Here is a 15,641-nt window from a genome sequence, read left to right on the forward strand (position 1 = left end):
AGCTTAGAAAACGGCAAACCCTGTGTCTCGTCTAACCACCATGTGCACTGCCGTACAGGCAGCTTAGAAAACCGCAGTATCGCCGGAGTGATCGGCGCTTATGTGCACTGCCGTACAGGCAGCTTAGAAAAGATGCGCTGTAAGCGCATAGAGGCGCGGAAAGTGCACTGCCGTACAGGCAGCTTAGAAACACTCAAACCAACCGTCTGCAAAGCAGATTGCGTGCACTGCCGTACTGGCAGCTTAAAAAGAATTAACCGACAGTTCCGGGAGCAGAGACATTTTTACTGCCGTTCAGGAAGATTTATAGCAACCTGGCCGTCAACAATGCCGGGTGGCGCTGCGCTTACCCGGCCTACAATCGGCATTAATATCAAGGAATTGCATTATTTATCGTAGGGCAAAACGCAAGACGCGCGCTGGATTAACAGGCTAATCCATGCTTCATATGGTTCAATTCTATTGGGTGAAGCGAAAAAGCAATAACTGGCAAATAGATTAAACCCCACGTCAGGGCGCGGGGTTTGCTTAGTGATTACTGAGCGGCAAACAGCCCCAGATGTTCTTTAGCGTAAGCTTCAAAATCGGTGCAGCCGCCAATGTGTTTCTGATCGAGGAAGATCTGCGGTACGGTTTCAACCGGTTTACCCACGGTTTTTTCCAGATCGGCTTTGGTGATGCCTTCTGCGTGGATATCCACATAGCGGAAGTTAAAGTCATCACGCTCTTCAGTCAGTTTTTCAGCCAGCTCTTTTGCGCGCACACAGTAAGGGCATCCTGGACGACCAAAAATTACTGCAAACATTTCTCTCTCCTCAAAAAACAAGCCTGACGGCGAATGACACGTATAGTGCACGATAACCTGCCGTCATTAAAGTAGGTTTCGCCTGTCGCTTTAATATCCTTGAGCTATGTTTCGCCAATTACATGCCGCGCATCATTGCCTATACTGGCTGCCACACGTATTAAGCAAGACAAAGAGAGAGACGATGACGCCAACAATTGACCTGCTCCGTTCCCACCGTTCTATCCGCCACTTCACCGATGAGCCCATTACCGAGGCGCAGCGTGAGGCCATCATCGACAGCGCCAGAGCCACCTCGAGCTCCAGCTTTCTGCAGTGCAGTTCGATTATTCGCATTACCGACAAGGCCATGCGCGAGCAGCTGGTGACGCTCACGGGCGGGCAGAAGCATGTAGCCCAGGCCGCCGAGTTCTGGGTATTCTGCGCTGACTTTAACCGCCACCTGCAAATTTGCCCTGAAGCCGAGCTGGGGCTGGCAGAACAGCTGCTGCTGGGCGTGGTCGATACCGCGCTGATGGCGCAAAACGCCTTTACGGCGGCGGAATCACTGGGATTAGGCGGCGTGTATATCGGCGGACTGCGTAACAATATTGAAAGCGTAACCGAACTGCTGAAGCTGCCGAAGCACGTCCTGCCCCTGTTCGGTCTCTGCCTCGGCTGGCCGGCTGACAACCCGGATCTCAAGCCGCGCCTGCCTGCAGCGATGCTGGTCCATGAAAACCACTACCAGCCGGTCGACCAGGATGTTCTGAATCAATACGATGAAGAGCTGGCGCACTACTACATGACGCGCGGCAGCAATAACCGCCGCGATACCTGGAGCGACCACATCCGCCGTACCATTATTAAAGAAAATCGCCCGTTTATTCTCGATTATCTGCATAAACAGGGCTGGGCGACGCGCTAGTCCATTCGGTATGATACGCAGGCTTTTCCCATGTCTTTAGAGAGGTGCAGGGTGAAAATTGCCATTTTGTCCCGGGATGGAACGCTCTATTCATGCAAACGCCTGCGAGAAGCGGCGGCAAAACGCGGACATCAGATTGAGATCCTCGATCCGATGTCCTGCTATATGAACATTGACCCTGCAGCTTCCTCGATCCATTACAAAGGCCGCAAGCTACCGCATTTTGATGCGGTGATCCCCCGCATTGGCTCGCAGATCACCTATTACGGTACGGCCGCGCTGCGCCAGTTTGAAATGCTGGGCAGCTATCCTCTCAACGAATCTGTCGCCATTTCCCGCGCCCGGGATAAGCTGCGCTCGCTGCAGCTGCTCGCCCGCCAGGGGATCGATCTCCCGGTCACCGGTATCGCTCACTCCCCGGACGACACCAGCGATCTGATCGACATGGTGGGCGGCGCGCCGCTGGTCATCAAGCTGGTGGAAGGCACACAGGGTATTGGCGTGGTGCTGGCAGAGACGCGACAGGCGGCAGAGAGCGTGATTGACGCCTTCCGCGGCCTGAATGCGCACATTCTGGTGCAAGAGTACATTGAAGAGGCCAAAGGGCGCGATATCCGCTGTTTCGTGGTGGGCAATGAGGTGGTGGCGGCCATTGAGCGTCAGGCGAAAGAGGGCGATTTTCGCTCCAACCTCCACCGGGGCGGCGTTGCACGGGTTGCTGATATCAGCGAGCGCGAGCGGGAGATTGCCGTGAAAGCGGCGCAAACGCTGGGGCTGGACGTGGCAGGCGTAGACCTTCTGCGCGCAACGCGCGGGCCGCTGGTGATGGAAGTGAATGCCTCGCCCGGGCTGGAAGGGGTAGAAAAAACCACCGGTGTCGATATTGCAGGTAAAATGATTGCATGGATTGAGCGTCATGCCACGCCGGGCTACTGTCTTAAAACGGGTGGTTAAATGGATTACCGCGCACTTTTTGAGTACCCTATGCGAAGTTTTTACTAAAGAGGCTCCACCGCGATGGATTTACAGGTCGTTCCAACACTGGATACGTTACGTCAATGGCTTGATGATGCCGGTATCACCTTCTTTGAATGTGATTCCTGCCAGGCGCTGCATCTGCCTCACATGCAGAATTTCGACGGCATTTTTGATGCCAAAATCGATCTCATTAACGACGTGATCCTCTTCTCTGCGCTGGCAGAAGTTAAGCCGTCTGCGCTGCTGGCGCTGGCCTCTGACCTCTCTGCGATCAACGCCAGTTCTTTGACGGTGAAAGCATTCCTCGATATACAGGATGATAATCTGCCAAAACTGGTCGTTTGCCAGTCTTTGTTCTCCGGCGCGGGGCTCTCCTTCAAGCAGTTCGCCTGGTTTATGCGTTTGAGTGAAGAGCAAATTTCAATGGTAATGATGGAAGCCAATGCACACCATCTGCTGTACAGCGCGGAAGACGATGCAGAGAATAATGATGCATCTCCCAATTTTCTTCACTAAGCCTGTCTGACTTTTGCGCAGTCGCTGCCAGAGCGGCTGCATAACGCCATTTATTCTGCTGCTTTTAACCTTTCTTTAAAGAATTTTTCACCTCCTCAAAGGCCATTTCGGCTTATCACGTAGACATAACCTGCATAAAAAATTGATAAAAGGCGTTTTTTCGTCTGGGCTATAGCCGGAGACACGGGCTACAGTTATTCTTGCGATGCTTAAAAAAGCGAGCGGATCCTGCCGGGTAAAGAGGTTTCTTTTTATTTTGAGCAGAGCGACAAACTATGCATGATTTTTGCATATATCCAGATTGCACAGTTTTAGTTCGTTTGTTAACGAGCTTTCAGAAGGAATAACACTATGATCGCCTTGAATAAAAAATGGTTATCGGGTCTGGTTGCGGGTGCTCTGATGGCCGTCTCTGCCGGCACGCTCGCTGCGGAACAAAAAACGCTGCATGTTTATAACTGGTCTGACTATATTGCCCCGGACACGGTGGCTAATTTTGAAAAAGAGACCGGCATTAAAGTGGTCTACGACGTGTTTGATTCCAACGAAGTGCTGGAAGGCAAACTGATGGCAGGCAGCACCGGTTTTGACCTGGTGGTACCGTCCGCAAGTTTCCTGGAGCGTCAACTGACCGCAGGCGTTTTCCAGCCGCTGGACAAGAGCAAGTTACCAAACTGGAAAAACCTCGACCCGGAAGTGCTGAAGCTGGTCTCTAAGCATGACCCGGAGAACAAATACGCCATGCCGTATCTGTGGGCGACCACCGGTATTGGCTACAACGTGGATAAAGTCAAAGCGGCGCTGGGCCCGGACGTCAAGCTGGACAGCTGGGACGTGGTGCTGAAGCCGGAGAACCTCGCGAAGCTGAAAAGCTGCGGCGTCTCCTTCCTGGATGCCCCGGAAGAGATTTTCGCTACCGTGCTGAACTATCTTGGCAAAGATCCGAACAGCAACAAGGCGGATGATTACACCGGCCCGGCGACCGATCTGCTGCTGAAACTGCGTCCGAATATCCGTTACTTCCACTCTTCACAGTACATTAACGACCTGGCTAACGGCGATATCTGCGTGGCAATTGGCTGGGCAGGGGACGTCTGGCAGGCGGCTAACCGCGCGAAAGAGGCGAAAAACGGCGTGAATGTCTCCTACTTCATTCCGAAAGAGGGGGCGCTGGCCTTCTTTGATGTCTTCGCCATGCCTGCCGATGCGAAAAACAAAGATGAAGCGTATCAGTTCCTAAACTACCTGATGCGTCCGGAAGTGATTGCTCATATCAGCGACCATGTCTACTACGCCAACGGTAACAAGGCCTCCTTGCCACTGATTAGCGAAGAGATCCGTAATAATCCGGCTATCTATCCGCCAGCGGATGTGTTTGCCAAGCTCTTCACCCTGAAAGTACAGGATCCAAAAATTGACCGCGTACGTACCCGTGCGTGGACCAAGGTGAAAAGCGGGAAATAACGGCGTTTGGTAACGTTGCCCGGTGGCGCTATCGCTTACCGGGCCGACACAACCCGTAGGCCGGGCAAGCGTTCGCGCCGCCCGGCGATGCGCACCCTGACGGTGCGTTTGCACCAGTTTTGATCTATGCCGGAGAACACCCCGTGAATGACGCGATCCCCCGCCCGCAGGCGAAAGTCCGTAAAGCGCTGACCCCGCTACTTGAAATTCGTAACCTCACCAAATCTTTCGATGGCCAGCATGCCGTGGACGACGTCAGCCTGACTATCTACAAAGGCGAAATATTTGCCCTTCTCGGGGCGTCTGGCTGCGGTAAATCAACCTTGCTGCGCATGCTGGCCGGGTTTGAACAACCTACCGCCGGGCAGATTGTGCTGGATGGCGTGGATCTCTCCAGCGTACCGCCGTATCAGCGTCCGATTAACATGATGTTCCAGTCTTACGCACTGTTCCCGCATATGACGGTGGAGCAGAACATCGCGTTTGGCCTGAAGCAGGACAAGCTGCCAAAAGCCGAAATCACCGCGCGTGTGGCGGAGATGCTGAGTCTGGTGCACATGCAGGAGTTCGCGAAGCGTAAACCGCACCAGCTTTCTGGTGGTCAGCGTCAGCGCGTGGCACTGGCCCGAAGCCTGGCGAAACGCCCGAAACTGCTGCTGCTTGATGAGCCGATGGGTGCCCTGGATAAAAAACTGCGCGACCGTATGCAGCTCGAAGTGGTGGATATCCTCGAACGCGTGGGCGTGACCTGCGTGATGGTCACCCACGACCAGGAAGAGGCCATGACCATGGCCGGGCGTATCGCGATCATGAACCGCGGTAAGTTCGTGCAGATTGGCGAGCCGGAAGAGATTTATGAACACCCGACTACCCGATACAGCGCGGAGTTCATCGGCTCGGTGAATGTTTTTGAAGGGCTGCTGAAAGCGCGTGAAGAAGACGGGCTGATCATCGAATCGCCGGGGCTGCAGCATCCGCTGAAGGTCGACCCGGATAACTCCGTGGTAGACAACGTGCCGGTCTATATCGCCCTGCGACCGGAGAAAATCATGCTCTGTGAAGATCCTCCGGCCGATGGCTTTAACTTTGCCGTGGGCGAAGTGGTGCACATTGCCTATCTGGGCGATCTCTCTATCTACCACGTCCGTCTGAAGAGCGGACAGATGCTCAGCGCCCAGCTGCAAAACGAACATCGCTACCGTAAAGGACTGCCGACCTGGGGCGACGAAGTGCGTCTGTGCTGGGATGCGGACAGTTGTGTCGTGCTGACGGTATAAGGAGCGGCCAATGAGTACACTTGAACCGCCAGCCCGCGTCGAAAAACCGGGCGGCTTTGCGCACTGGCTGGCGCGCATGCAGATGAACCACGGCCGCAAGCTGGTGATTGCCATGCCTTACGTGTGGCTGATCCTGCTGTTCATGCTGCCGTTCCTGATCGTTTTCAAGATAAGCCTGGCGGAAATGGCGCGGGCGATCCCGCCCTACACCAATCTGCTGGACTGGGCAGACGGACAGCTGACGCTGACGCTTAACCTTGGCAACTTCCTGCAGCTGACGGAAGATCCGCTTTATGTCGAAGCCTATCTGCAGTCACTGCAGGTGGCGGCGATCTCCACGCTCTGCTGTTTGCTGATGGGCTACCCGCTGGCATGGGCGGTGGCGCACAGTAAGCCCTCGACGCGCAACATTCTGCTGCTGCTGGTGATTCTGCCGTCGTGGACCTCGTTCCTGATCCGCGTCTACGCGTGGATGGGGATCCTGAAAAATAACGGGGTGCTGAATAACTTCCTGATGTGGTTAGGGGTTATCGATCAGCCGCTGACTATTCTGCACACCAATCTTGCGGTCTATATCGGGATTGTGTACGCCTACCTGCCGTTTATGGTGCTGCCGATCTATACGGCACTGACGCGTATCGACTACTCGCTGGTGGAAGCCTCGCTGGATCTGGGCGCCCGTCCGCTGAAGACTTTCTTCAGCGTGATTGTGCCGCTGACCAAAGGCGGGATTATCGCCGGGTCGATGCTGGTGTTCATTCCGGCGGTTGGGGAGTTTGTGATCCCGGAACTGCTCGGCGGCCCGGACAGCATCATGATTGGCCGCGTGTTGTGGCAGGAGTTCTTCAATAACCGCGACTGGCCGGTAGCCTCCGCGGTGGCGATCGTGATGTTGCTGCTGCTGATCGTGCCGATCATGTGGTTCCACAAGCATCAGCAGAAACAGATGGGAGACCACGGATGAACAACTTACCGGTAGTGCGCTCTCCGTGGCGAATTGCGATCCTGGTGATCGGCTTTACCTTCCTGTATGCGCCGATGCTGATGCTGGTGATCTACTCGTTCAACAGCTCCAAACTGGTCACCGTATGGGCTGGCTGGTCGACGCGCTGGTACAGCGAACTGTTCCACGACGATGCGATGATGAGCGCGGTGGGGCTGAGCCTGACCATCGCGGCGCTAGCGGCCACAATGGCCTGCGTGCTGGGCACGATTGCCGCGCTGGTGATGGTGCGCTTCGGGCGTTTTCGCGGCTCGAACGGCTTTGCCTTTATGATCACCGCGCCGCTGGTGATGCCGGACGTGATCACCGGCCTGTCGCTGCTGCTGCTGTTTGTGGCGCTGGCGCATGCCATTGGCTGGCCTGCGGATCGCGGCATGCTCACCATCTGGCTGGCGCATGTGACCTTCTGTACCGCGTACGTGGCGGTAGTCATCTCCTCGCGTCTGCGCGAGCTGGATCGCTCCATTGAAGAGGCGGCGATGGATCTCGGTGCCACGCCGGTGAAGGTCTTTTTCATCATCACGCTGCCGATGATTATGCCTGCGGTGATCTCCGGCTGGCTGCTGGCCTTTACCCTGTCGCTCGACGATCTGGTGATCGCCAGCTTTGTTTCCGGGCCAGGGGCGACGACGCTGCCAATGCTGGTCTTCTCCAGCGTGCGCATGGGGGTGAACCCGGAGATCAACGCCCTGGCGTCGATAATCCTCGGCGTGGTCGGAATTGTCGGATTTATCGCCTGGTATTTGATGGCGCGCGCGGAAAAGCAGCGCGTGCGCGATATCCAGCGTGCAAGACGCGGCTGAAGGAATTATTATTTCCAGTGATGTGCCGCGCATGACGCGGCACTGTTTTTCAGGGAAGTAAAACATTGGGATTATTAAAAAAATCACGTCTTACGCACGCTCGTCCAAACGTACCTGCGCTGGTGCAGGTGGCGGCGCTCGCTATTATTATGATCCGCTGTCTTGATGTATTGATGATCCTCAACACCCTGGGGGCGCGCGGCATCGGTGAGTTCATTCACCGCAGCGTGCAAACCTGGAACCTCACGCTGGTATTCCTCAGCAGCCTTGTGCTGGTGTTTATCGAAATCTACTGCGCGTTTTCGCTGGTTAAAGGGCGCAACTGGGCGCGCTGGGTCTATCTGCTGACGCAGGTGACCGCCGCCAGCTATCTGTGGGCCGCCTCGCTGGGCTATGGTTATCCGGAGCTGTTCAGCATTGCCGGTGGATCCAAACGTGAGATCTTCCATGCGCTGGTCATGCAGAAATTACCCGATATGCTGGTGCTCCTGCTGCTCTTTGCTCCAGCCTCAAGCCGGCGGTTCTTCCGCCTGCAATAATGTGTATAATCGCAGCCCTCGTTATTCTTAAGGTTTTCCTATGCAGTGCGCACTCTATGACGCCGGACGCTGCCGCTCCTGTCAGTGGATAGAACAGCCGGTCTCTCAACAACTCACCGCCAAAATGGCCGACCTGCAACAGCTGCTGGCTGAACATGCGGTGGGCGAGTGGTGCGCCCCCGTCAGCGGCCCGGAGCAGGGTTTTCGTAATAAAGCCAAAATGGTGGTCAGCGGCAGCGTAGAAAAACCGCTGCTGGGCATGCTGCATCGCGACGGTACGCCGGAAGATCTCACCGGCTGCCCGCTTTATCCTGCCTCGTTTGAGCCGGTCTTTGCGGCACTCAAACCGTTTATTGCCCGCGCGGGGTTAACGCCTTATAACGTCGCCCGAAAGCGCGGCGAGCTGAAATATCTCCTCCTGACCGAGAGCCAGATGGACGGCGGTATGATGCTGCGTTTCGTGCTGCGCTCGCAAGCCAAGCTGGAACAACTGCGCGCGGCGCTGCCGTGGCTGCAGGAGCAGCTTCCGCAGCTGAAGGTCATTACCGCCAATATTCAGCCGGTGCATATGGCGATTATGGAGGGGGAGACAGAGATCTTCTTCACCGGGCAGCATGCGCTGGCGGAAACGTTCAACAACGTGCCGCTGTGGATCCGCCCGCAAAGTTTCTTCCAGACCAACCCGACGGTGGCGAGTGCGTTATATGCCACCGCCCGCGACTGGGTGAGGGCGTTAAACATCCATCATATGTGGGATCTGTTCTGCGGTGTCGGGGGCTTTGGTCTGCACTGCGCCACGCCCGAGATGCAGCTGACCGGGATTGAGATCGCCGCCGAAGCGATTGCCTGCGCGAAACAGTCTGCCGCTGAGCTCGGATTAACCAATCTGCACTTCCAGGCGCTGGACTCCACGCAGTTCGCGACCGGCCAGGGCAACGTGCCGGAGCTGGTGCTGGTCAACCCGCCGCGCCGGGGCATTGGCAAGGCGCTGTGCGACTATCTGAGCCAGATGGCGCCGGATTACATTATTTATTCCAGCTGCAACGCCCGTACCATGGCGACAGATATCGCTCACCTGCCGGGCTACCGCATTGAACGTGTTCAGCTTTTCGATATGTTCCCGCATACCGCGCATTATGAAGTGTTGACGTTGTTAACCCGCATCCCGGGTAAGGCGTAGCCGCCACCCGGCATGACATCCGCAAAATCTTCAACAAAATGTGAACTCTTCAACCCTGCGAAATCAGGTAAGCTTACGTCATAAGAGATGAAATAAGGCTTACCCATGAAGCAGATCCTGCTGGTGGAAGATGACCACGATATCGCGGCACTTCTGCGACTCAATTTAGAAGATGAAGGCTACATCATCACCCACGAGCCCGACGGCGGCAACGCGTTACAGTGCCTTGAAAAACAGCCGTGGGATGCGGTGATCCTCGATCTCATGCTCCCCAACGTCGACGGCCTGGAGATTTGCCGTCGTATTCGCCAGATGACCCGCTACCTGCCGGTGATCATTATTAGCGCCCGCAGCAGCGAAACCGATCGGATCACCGGCCTGGAAACCGGCGCGGATGATTATCTGGCAAAACCGTTCTCGGTGCAGGAGCTGATTGCGCGCATTAAGGCGCTGTTCCGCCGCCAGCAGGCGATGGGGCAGGCGCAGAGTGCCGGGAATATTCAGGCGCATGGCCTGACGATCGACCCGCTGGCCCGCAGCGTGCTGCTTCACGGCCAGATAGTGGATCTCACCCCGCGCGAGTTTGAACTGCTGTACTTCTTTGCCCGCCATCCTGGCGAGGTCTTCTCGCGTCTGGCGCTGCTGGAGCAGGTGTGGGGCTATCAGCACGAAGGTTACGAGCATACCGTTAACACCCATATCAACCGCCTGCGCATCAAGATTGAAAAAGACGCTGCCGAGCCGGAGATCATTCGCACCGTCTGGGGCAAAGGCTATAAATTTGCGGAGCCGCACCATGATGCGCCGCTTTAGCCTGAGCCAGCGCCTGACGCTGCTGTTCATTTTACTGATGATGCTCTGCGCCGCCGTCGCCTGCGCCGTCCAGCTCTACAGCAGCATGCAGTATGGTAACGCCATGGTTCAGCGTCTCTCTGGCGGCCTGGCGCAACAGATCGTGCAGCGCGAACCAATTCTGAACGCCCAGGGCAGGGTCGACCGTACCGCGCTGAAACCGCTCTTTGACAGGCTGATGACCTTCAACCCGAGCGTGGAACTGTACGTCGTCTCCCCGGATGGCGATATTCTGGCCGATGCCGCCCCGCCTGGCCATATTCAGCGACAAAGCATCGATCTCGCGCCGGTACAGGAGTTCCTCAGCGGTGCGGCCATGCCGGTTTTTGGCGACGATCCGCGTAGCCAGAACAAGAAAGTGTTCAGCGCGACGCCGTTACGTCAGGACGGCGAGCTTAAAGGCTATCTGTATATTATTTTACAGGGCGAGGAGTCGAACGCGCTGGCGGACATGGCCTGGCACAAGGCGCTGTGGAGTACGGTGCTCTGGTCGATGCTGTGGGTGGCGCTGTTTGGCCTGCTGGCGGGCTTACTGATCTGGTACTGGGTCACGCGTCCGGTTAAACGATTGACGCGTGAAGTGGCCGGGCTGGAGCATGACAGCATGAGCGCGATACGCGCGCTGGCGGTCCAACAGCCGGATGTGGCAGCAAAAGATGAAGTGGCGCTCCTGCGTAACAGTTTTATCGAGCTGGCACGCAAAATCACCCAGCAGTGGGATCAGCTGGCCGACAGCGACCGCCAGCGCCGGGAGTTTATCGCCAATATTTCCCACGACTTACGCACGCCGCTGACCTCGCTGCTTGGCTATCTGGAAACGCTGTCGCTGAAATCCGCCACCCTGACGCCGCAGGAGCATCAGCAATACCTCGCCACGGCGTTGCGTCAGGGGCAAAAGGTGCGTCACCTGTCACAGCAGCTGTTTGAGCTTGCGCGTCTTGAGCACGGCGGCATCAAGCCCCAGCGCGAGCGTTTTGCGATGGGAGAGCTTATTTCCGACGTGGCGCAAAAGTTTGAGCTCACGGCGCGCACGCGCGAGCTTCAGCTCCAGATAGACGTTCCCGGGCCGCTGCCGCTGGTGTATGCCGATGTCTCGATGATAGAGCGCGTGGTGACCAATCTGCTGGATAACGCCATCCGCCATACCCCCACCGGCGGCAAGATCCGTCTCGCCGTATGGCAGGAGAATGAAAAGCTACAGGTTGAGGTGGCCGATTCAGGAACCGGTGTGGATGCCGCGCTGCGCGACGATCTGTTCCAGCGGCCTTCAGCGTTGAATCCGCAAGCATCGCGGGAGAATCGCGGTGGGTTAGGGCTGTTGATTGTCAAACGGATGCTGGAACTACACGGGGGAGGGATCAGGCTGATGGAGTCGGTGAGCGGGGCGCGATTCAGGTTCTTCGTGCCGTTGTGAGAGAGTGCCGGGTGGCGCTGCGCTTACCCGGCCTACAACTCCCCCCGTAGGCCGGGTAAGGCGAAGCCGTCACCCGGCAAAAAAAGTTACTGCGGGAACCACTGGTCGCTGATTTTCTGATACGTACCGTCAGCTTTAATCGCCTTCAGCGCGCCGTTCAGTTTTGCCAGCAACGCTTTGTTATCCGGACGCACCGCAATGCCCAGACCCGTACCGAAGTACTGCGGATCGGTCACTTTTTCGGTTGCTGTACCGAGCTGCGGGTTGGTTTTCAGCCATTCGTTGACGACCGCGGTGTCACCAAATACGCCATCGATACGGCCGTTTTTCAGGTCGATAATCGCGTTCTGGTAGCTGTCATAGGCCACGGTCTTCACTTCAGGATGCTTGTCCTGGAGGTATTTCTGGTGCGTGGTGCCGTTTTCCATCCCGATGCGTTTGCCTTTCAGCTCATCAAAGGATTTATAAGCCCCTTTCTTCGCAATGACCACCGCCGAGTTGGCGTAGTACGGGTCGGTGAAGGCCACCTGCTTGCTACGCTCTGGCGTGATGTCCATACCGGAGATCACCGCGTCGTATTTTTTAAATTTCAGGGACGGGATCAGGCTGTCAAAGGCATGGTTGGTAAAGGTGCAGTCGGCCTGCATCTGTTTGCACAGCGCTTTCGCCAGATCGATATCAAAACCCACGATCTGGTTGCTGGCATCCAGCGATTCAAATGGTGGATACGTGGCAGAAACGCCGAAATTGATTTTATCGGCAGCCGTTGCGCCTGCGGCAAACGTTGCCAGTAATGCGGCCAGAACTAACTTTTTCATTGTAATACTCCCGTCTGTAGGTCTTATGAAAGTACAATGCCATTTAATGAATTTATATTCAATATAAATGATTAAATATTTATTGTGGAATAAAAAAAAAGCGGATAACCCATCAGGTTACCCGCTTTATCAATACCGTTTTATGCATTTACGTGATTAATTTCTGCGCTCAAATGCCAGCGCTTTACGCTCGATCAGGCGCATCATCAGCGTCAATAGTCCGTTAACCACCAGATACACCACGCCTGCCGCGCCAAACACCATCACATCGTAGGTGCGTCCATAGAGCAGTTGCCCGTGGCCCATCACTTCCATCAGGGTGATGGTGTAGGCCAGCGAGGTACTCTTGAACACCAGCACCACTTCGTTGGAGTAAGAGGAGAGGGCACGCTTAAAGGCGTACGGCAGCAAAATGGCCAGCGTATCTTTTTTGCTCATGCCGAGCGCGCCGCAGGACTGCCATTGTCCTTCAGGAATGGCGCGGATCGCTCCGTAGAACAGCTGAGTGGTGTAGGCGGCGCTGTTCAGTGAAAGGGCGATCAGGGCACACAGCCACGGCTCAGAGAGCAGATGCCAGATAACCGGATACTCCTGTAGCGACGGGAACTGGCCCGGGCCGTAGTAAATCAGGAAGATCTGCACCAGCAGCGGCGTACCGGTAAAGAGGGTGATATAGCCGCGCACAATCCACACCAGCACCGGCGTTTTCAGCGTCAGGATGATGGTAAAGATCAGTGCCAGGATCAGCGCCACGATGATGGACGCCACGGTCAACGTCAGGCTGGTGTGCAGCCCTTTCATCAGCTCGGGTAAATAGTCCAGCATCAGCCTGGTCTCCGTTCAAAGCGCGTCGCACGCAGGTCAATACGCTTAAGGATGTACTGACTCAGCAACGTGATCACCAGGTAGATAGCCGCCGCCACAATGTACCAGGTAAACGGCTCCTGGGTGCGGGTAGCGATGCTTTTGGTCTGCAGCATTAAATCGTTAACGCTTATCAGGCTCACCAGCGCGGTATCTTTCAGCAGCACCAGCCACTGGTTCCCTAAACCTGGCAGGGCATGACGCCACATCTGCGGCATCACCAGTCGGAAGAAGATCGCCGCTTTCGACATCCCCAGCGCCTGGCCAGATTCCCATTGTCCTTGCGGTACCGCTTTCAGCGCACCGCGCAGGGTTTGCGACGCGTACGCAGAATAGAGCAGGGAAAGGGCAATGACGCCACAGAGGAACGGGCTGACGTCGAAGTTTTCAATCTGCATCTGCACCGGGATCTGCACGACGCCAAGATTGAGGGTAAAGCCGTCCGACAGCGTCAGCAGCAGCTGTGAGGAACCGAAATAGATAAACAGGACCACCAGAATTTCCGGTAGCCCACGCAGCACGGTGACCAGCGCGGAGCCGGTCCAGGCGACAGGGAACCACTTTGCAGATTCCCATACCGCAAAGAACATCGCCAGCACCAGGCCGATAATCAGTGCGCAAACGGCAAGGCCGACGGTCATCCCGGCGGCGCTTGCTAAAGGAAGAATTTCATTCATCAGGAATTACTTCTGGAACCATTTTTTATAGATGGTTTCGTAGGTGCCGTCTTTCTTCACTTTTTCCAGCGCAGCGTTGAATTTCTGCTGCAGCTCAGTGTTGCCCTGACGAACGGCAATCCCCAGACCTGTGCCGAAGTAGTCCTTATCGGTCACTTTGTCGCCCACTGGCGCGAGTTTATCGTTGGCTTTCAGCCATTCGGTCACTACCGCGGTGTCACCAAACACGCCATCGATACGGCCGTTCTGCAGATCCAGCTTCGCGTTCTGGTAGCTGTCGTAAGGCACGGTGGTGATTTCCGGATGTTTATCCATGATGAATTTCTGGTGCGTGGTGCCGTTCTGTACGCCCACTTTTTTGCCTTTCAGCTGGTCAACAGAGGTAAATTTCCCTTTCTGACCAATAAACAGGGCGGAGTTGTCATAGTACGGCGTGGTGAACAGCACCTGCTTTTCACGCTCTGGGGTGATATCCATACCGGCCATCACGGCGTCGATACGGCGGAACTTCAGGCTTGGGATCAGGCTGTCAAACGCCTGGTTGCTGAAGGTACAGGTCGCGTCGATCTCTTTACACAGCGCGTTAGCCAGATCGACATCGAAGCCCACAATCTTGTTGTTGGCGTCGATAGATTCAAACGGAGGATAGGACGCTTCGGTGGCGAAACGGATGGTCTGGGCTGCGGTAGCGGAAAGGCTGACGCTAGCGAGCAGCGCGGCAATCAATACTTTTTTCATTATCATTTTCCCTGGCACTCTCAGTGAGATAAGTAGTTTTTGAAGGCATCGGTTTGCGGGTTGGTAAAGCAACTCGCATCACCTTGCTCAACGATATACCCGTTTTCCATGTAGACCACACGGCTGGCGGTTTTACGCGCCACTTCCACTTCATGGGTGACGATGACCTGAGTAATGTTGGTTTCCGCCAGCTCACGAATGATGCTCACGATCTGGGCGGTGATTTCCGGGTCCAGCGCGGCGGTCGGCTCATCAAACAGCAGTACCGCTGGCTCCATCATCAGCGCACGGGCAATCGCCACACGCTGTTGCTGACCCCCGGAGAGGTGCAGCGGATAACGATCGCTGTAGGGCTTAAGGCGCAGACGCTCCAGCAGCTTTTCAGCACGCACCATCGCCTGATCCTTGCTCAAACCGAGAACGCGGCAGGGCGCTTCAATCAGGTTTTGCAGGACGGTCAGATGCGGCCAGAGGTTGTATTGCTGGAAGACCATGCCAACGTTTTGACGCAGTTCACGAATCGCTTTATCGGACGGCGTTTTCGCAAAATCAAAGTGGTTACCGGCGATAGCCAGCGTTCCTGAACGGGGCATTTCAAGCAGATTAAGGACACGCAAAAGAGAACTTTTACCCGCGCCACTTGGGCCAAGCAAAACCAGCGTTTCGCCTTCCGGGCACTCCAGCGTGATGTCGAACAGCGCCTGGTGTGCGCCGTAGAAGCAGTTAATGCCGTTTAGTTTAATACTCATCGGGGCAGTCTTTACTCATCCAGGCAATCTATAGCAATTGAGGCCGCAGATAGTACC

General features: G+C 55.9%; 17 protein-coding genes. 11 read left to right on the top strand and 6 right to left on the bottom strand.

What is annotated here, in order from left to right; all coding sequences use genetic code 11:
- Positions 1–535: 535 nt before the first annotated feature.
- Positions 536–805, bottom strand: a complete 270-nt coding sequence (locus AK59_RS0115630) for a GrxA family glutaredoxin (RefSeq protein WP_006809455.1) — start codon at positions 803–805, stop codon at positions 536–538.
- Between the two features lie 184 nt (positions 806–989).
- On the opposite strand from AK59_RS0115630, the gene nfsA reads away from it, so the two are divergent.
- The 11 genes from nfsA (at position 990) to AK59_RS0115685 (ending at position 11,738) form a co-directional block, all read left to right on the top strand.
- Entirely contained in the window at positions 990–1,712 is a 723-nt protein-coding gene (nfsA, locus tag AK59_RS0115635; RefSeq protein WP_013097374.1) for a nitroreductase NfsA, read from the top strand.
- A gap of 51 nt (positions 1,713–1,763) precedes the next feature.
- Complete coding sequence (gene rimK, locus AK59_RS0115640; protein WP_013097373.1) at positions 1,764–2,666, top strand: 30S ribosomal protein S6--L-glutamate ligase; 903 nt, start codon at positions 1,764–1,766, stop codon at positions 2,664–2,666.
- 63 nt (positions 2,667–2,729) lie between these two features.
- Positions 2,730–3,206: a YbjN domain-containing protein gene (locus AK59_RS0115645; RefSeq protein ID WP_003858385.1), complete on the top strand. Its 477-nt coding sequence runs from the start codon at positions 2,730–2,732 to the stop codon at positions 3,204–3,206.
- Between the two features lie 351 nt (positions 3,207–3,557).
- Positions 3,558–4,670 carry a spermidine/putrescine ABC transporter substrate-binding protein PotF gene (gene potF, locus AK59_RS0115650; protein ID WP_013097372.1) on the top strand — a complete coding sequence of 371 codons (1,113 nt, stop codon included), beginning with the start codon at positions 3,558–3,560 and terminating at the stop codon, positions 4,668–4,670.
- Between the two features lie 143 nt (positions 4,671–4,813).
- The gene (gene potG / locus AK59_RS0115655; RefSeq protein ID WP_013097371.1) at positions 4,814–5,947 is read left to right on the top strand and encodes a putrescine ABC transporter ATP-binding subunit PotG; all 1,134 of its coding nucleotides are present in this window, start codon (positions 4,814–4,816) and stop codon (positions 5,945–5,947) included.
- A 10-nt stretch (positions 5,948–5,957) separates the two neighbouring features.
- Positions 5,958–6,911 carry a putrescine ABC transporter permease PotH gene (potH, locus tag AK59_RS0115660; protein ID WP_020689896.1) on the top strand — a complete coding sequence of 318 codons (954 nt, stop codon included), beginning with the start codon at positions 5,958–5,960 and terminating at the stop codon, positions 6,909–6,911.
- Positions 6,908–7,753: a putrescine ABC transporter permease PotI gene (potI, locus tag AK59_RS0115665; protein WP_013097369.1), complete on the top strand. Its 846-nt coding sequence runs from the start codon at positions 6,908–6,910 to the stop codon at positions 7,751–7,753. The genes potH and potI overlap by 4 nt, the downstream gene beginning before the upstream one ends.
- A 65-nt stretch (positions 7,754–7,818) precedes the next feature.
- A complete protein-coding gene (locus AK59_RS0115670) occupies positions 7,819–8,292 on the top strand; it encodes a YbjO family protein (RefSeq protein ID WP_020689898.1) in 474 nt (157 codons plus the stop codon).
- A 40-nt stretch (positions 8,293–8,332) separates the two neighbouring features.
- Positions 8,333–9,472, top strand: a complete 1,140-nt coding sequence (rlmC, locus tag AK59_RS0115675) for a 23S rRNA (uracil(747)-C(5))-methyltransferase RlmC (protein ID WP_029883195.1) — start codon at positions 8,333–8,335, stop codon at positions 9,470–9,472.
- Positions 9,473–9,577: 105 nt separating this feature from the next.
- On the top strand, positions 9,578–10,285 hold the full coding sequence (locus AK59_RS0115680; protein ID WP_029883196.1) for a response regulator transcription factor: 708 nt from the start codon (positions 9,578–9,580) through the stop codon (positions 10,283–10,285).
- Positions 10,269–11,738, top strand: coding sequence for a sensor histidine kinase (locus AK59_RS0115685; protein WP_029883197.1), 1,470 nt, complete (start codon positions 10,269–10,271; stop codon positions 11,736–11,738). The genes AK59_RS0115680 and AK59_RS0115685 overlap by 17 nt, the downstream gene beginning before the upstream one ends.
- Before the next feature lie 86 nt (positions 11,739–11,824).
- On the opposite strand, the gene artJ is transcribed toward AK59_RS0115685, so the two are convergent.
- The 5 genes from artJ to artP all read right to left on the bottom strand — a co-directional run bounded on the left by artJ (position 11,825) and on the right by artP (position 15,584).
- Positions 11,825–12,556, bottom strand: coding sequence for an arginine ABC transporter substrate-binding protein ArtJ (artJ, locus tag AK59_RS0115690; RefSeq protein WP_013097364.1), 732 nt, complete (start codon positions 12,554–12,556; stop codon positions 11,825–11,827).
- Between the two features lie 156 nt (positions 12,557–12,712).
- Positions 12,713–13,381 carry an arginine ABC transporter permease ArtM gene (gene artM, locus AK59_RS0115695; RefSeq protein ID WP_013097363.1) on the bottom strand — a complete coding sequence of 223 codons (669 nt, stop codon included), beginning with the start codon at positions 13,379–13,381 and terminating at the stop codon, positions 12,713–12,715.
- Positions 13,381–14,097 carry an arginine ABC transporter permease ArtQ gene (gene artQ / locus AK59_RS0115700; RefSeq protein ID WP_013097362.1) on the bottom strand — a complete coding sequence of 239 codons (717 nt, stop codon included), beginning with the start codon at positions 14,095–14,097 and terminating at the stop codon, positions 13,381–13,383. The genes artM and artQ overlap by 1 nt, the downstream gene beginning before the upstream one ends.
- Positions 14,098–14,103: 6 nt before the next feature.
- The gene (artI, locus tag AK59_RS0115705) at positions 14,104–14,835 is read right to left on the bottom strand and encodes an arginine ABC transporter substrate-binding protein ArtI (protein ID WP_020689903.1); all 732 of its coding nucleotides are present in this window, start codon (positions 14,833–14,835) and stop codon (positions 14,104–14,106) included.
- Between the two features lie 20 nt (positions 14,836–14,855).
- Positions 14,856–15,584 carry an arginine ABC transporter ATP-binding protein ArtP gene (gene artP, locus AK59_RS0115710; protein WP_029883198.1) on the bottom strand — a complete coding sequence of 243 codons (729 nt, stop codon included), beginning with the start codon at positions 15,582–15,584 and terminating at the stop codon, positions 14,856–14,858.
- Positions 15,585–15,641 lie beyond the last annotated feature (57 nt).

Origin of the sequence: Enterobacter sp. T1-1 (assembly GCF_000710795.1) — a bacterium.
Lineage (GTDB): Bacteria > Pseudomonadota > Gammaproteobacteria > Enterobacterales > Enterobacteriaceae > Enterobacter > Enterobacter cloacae.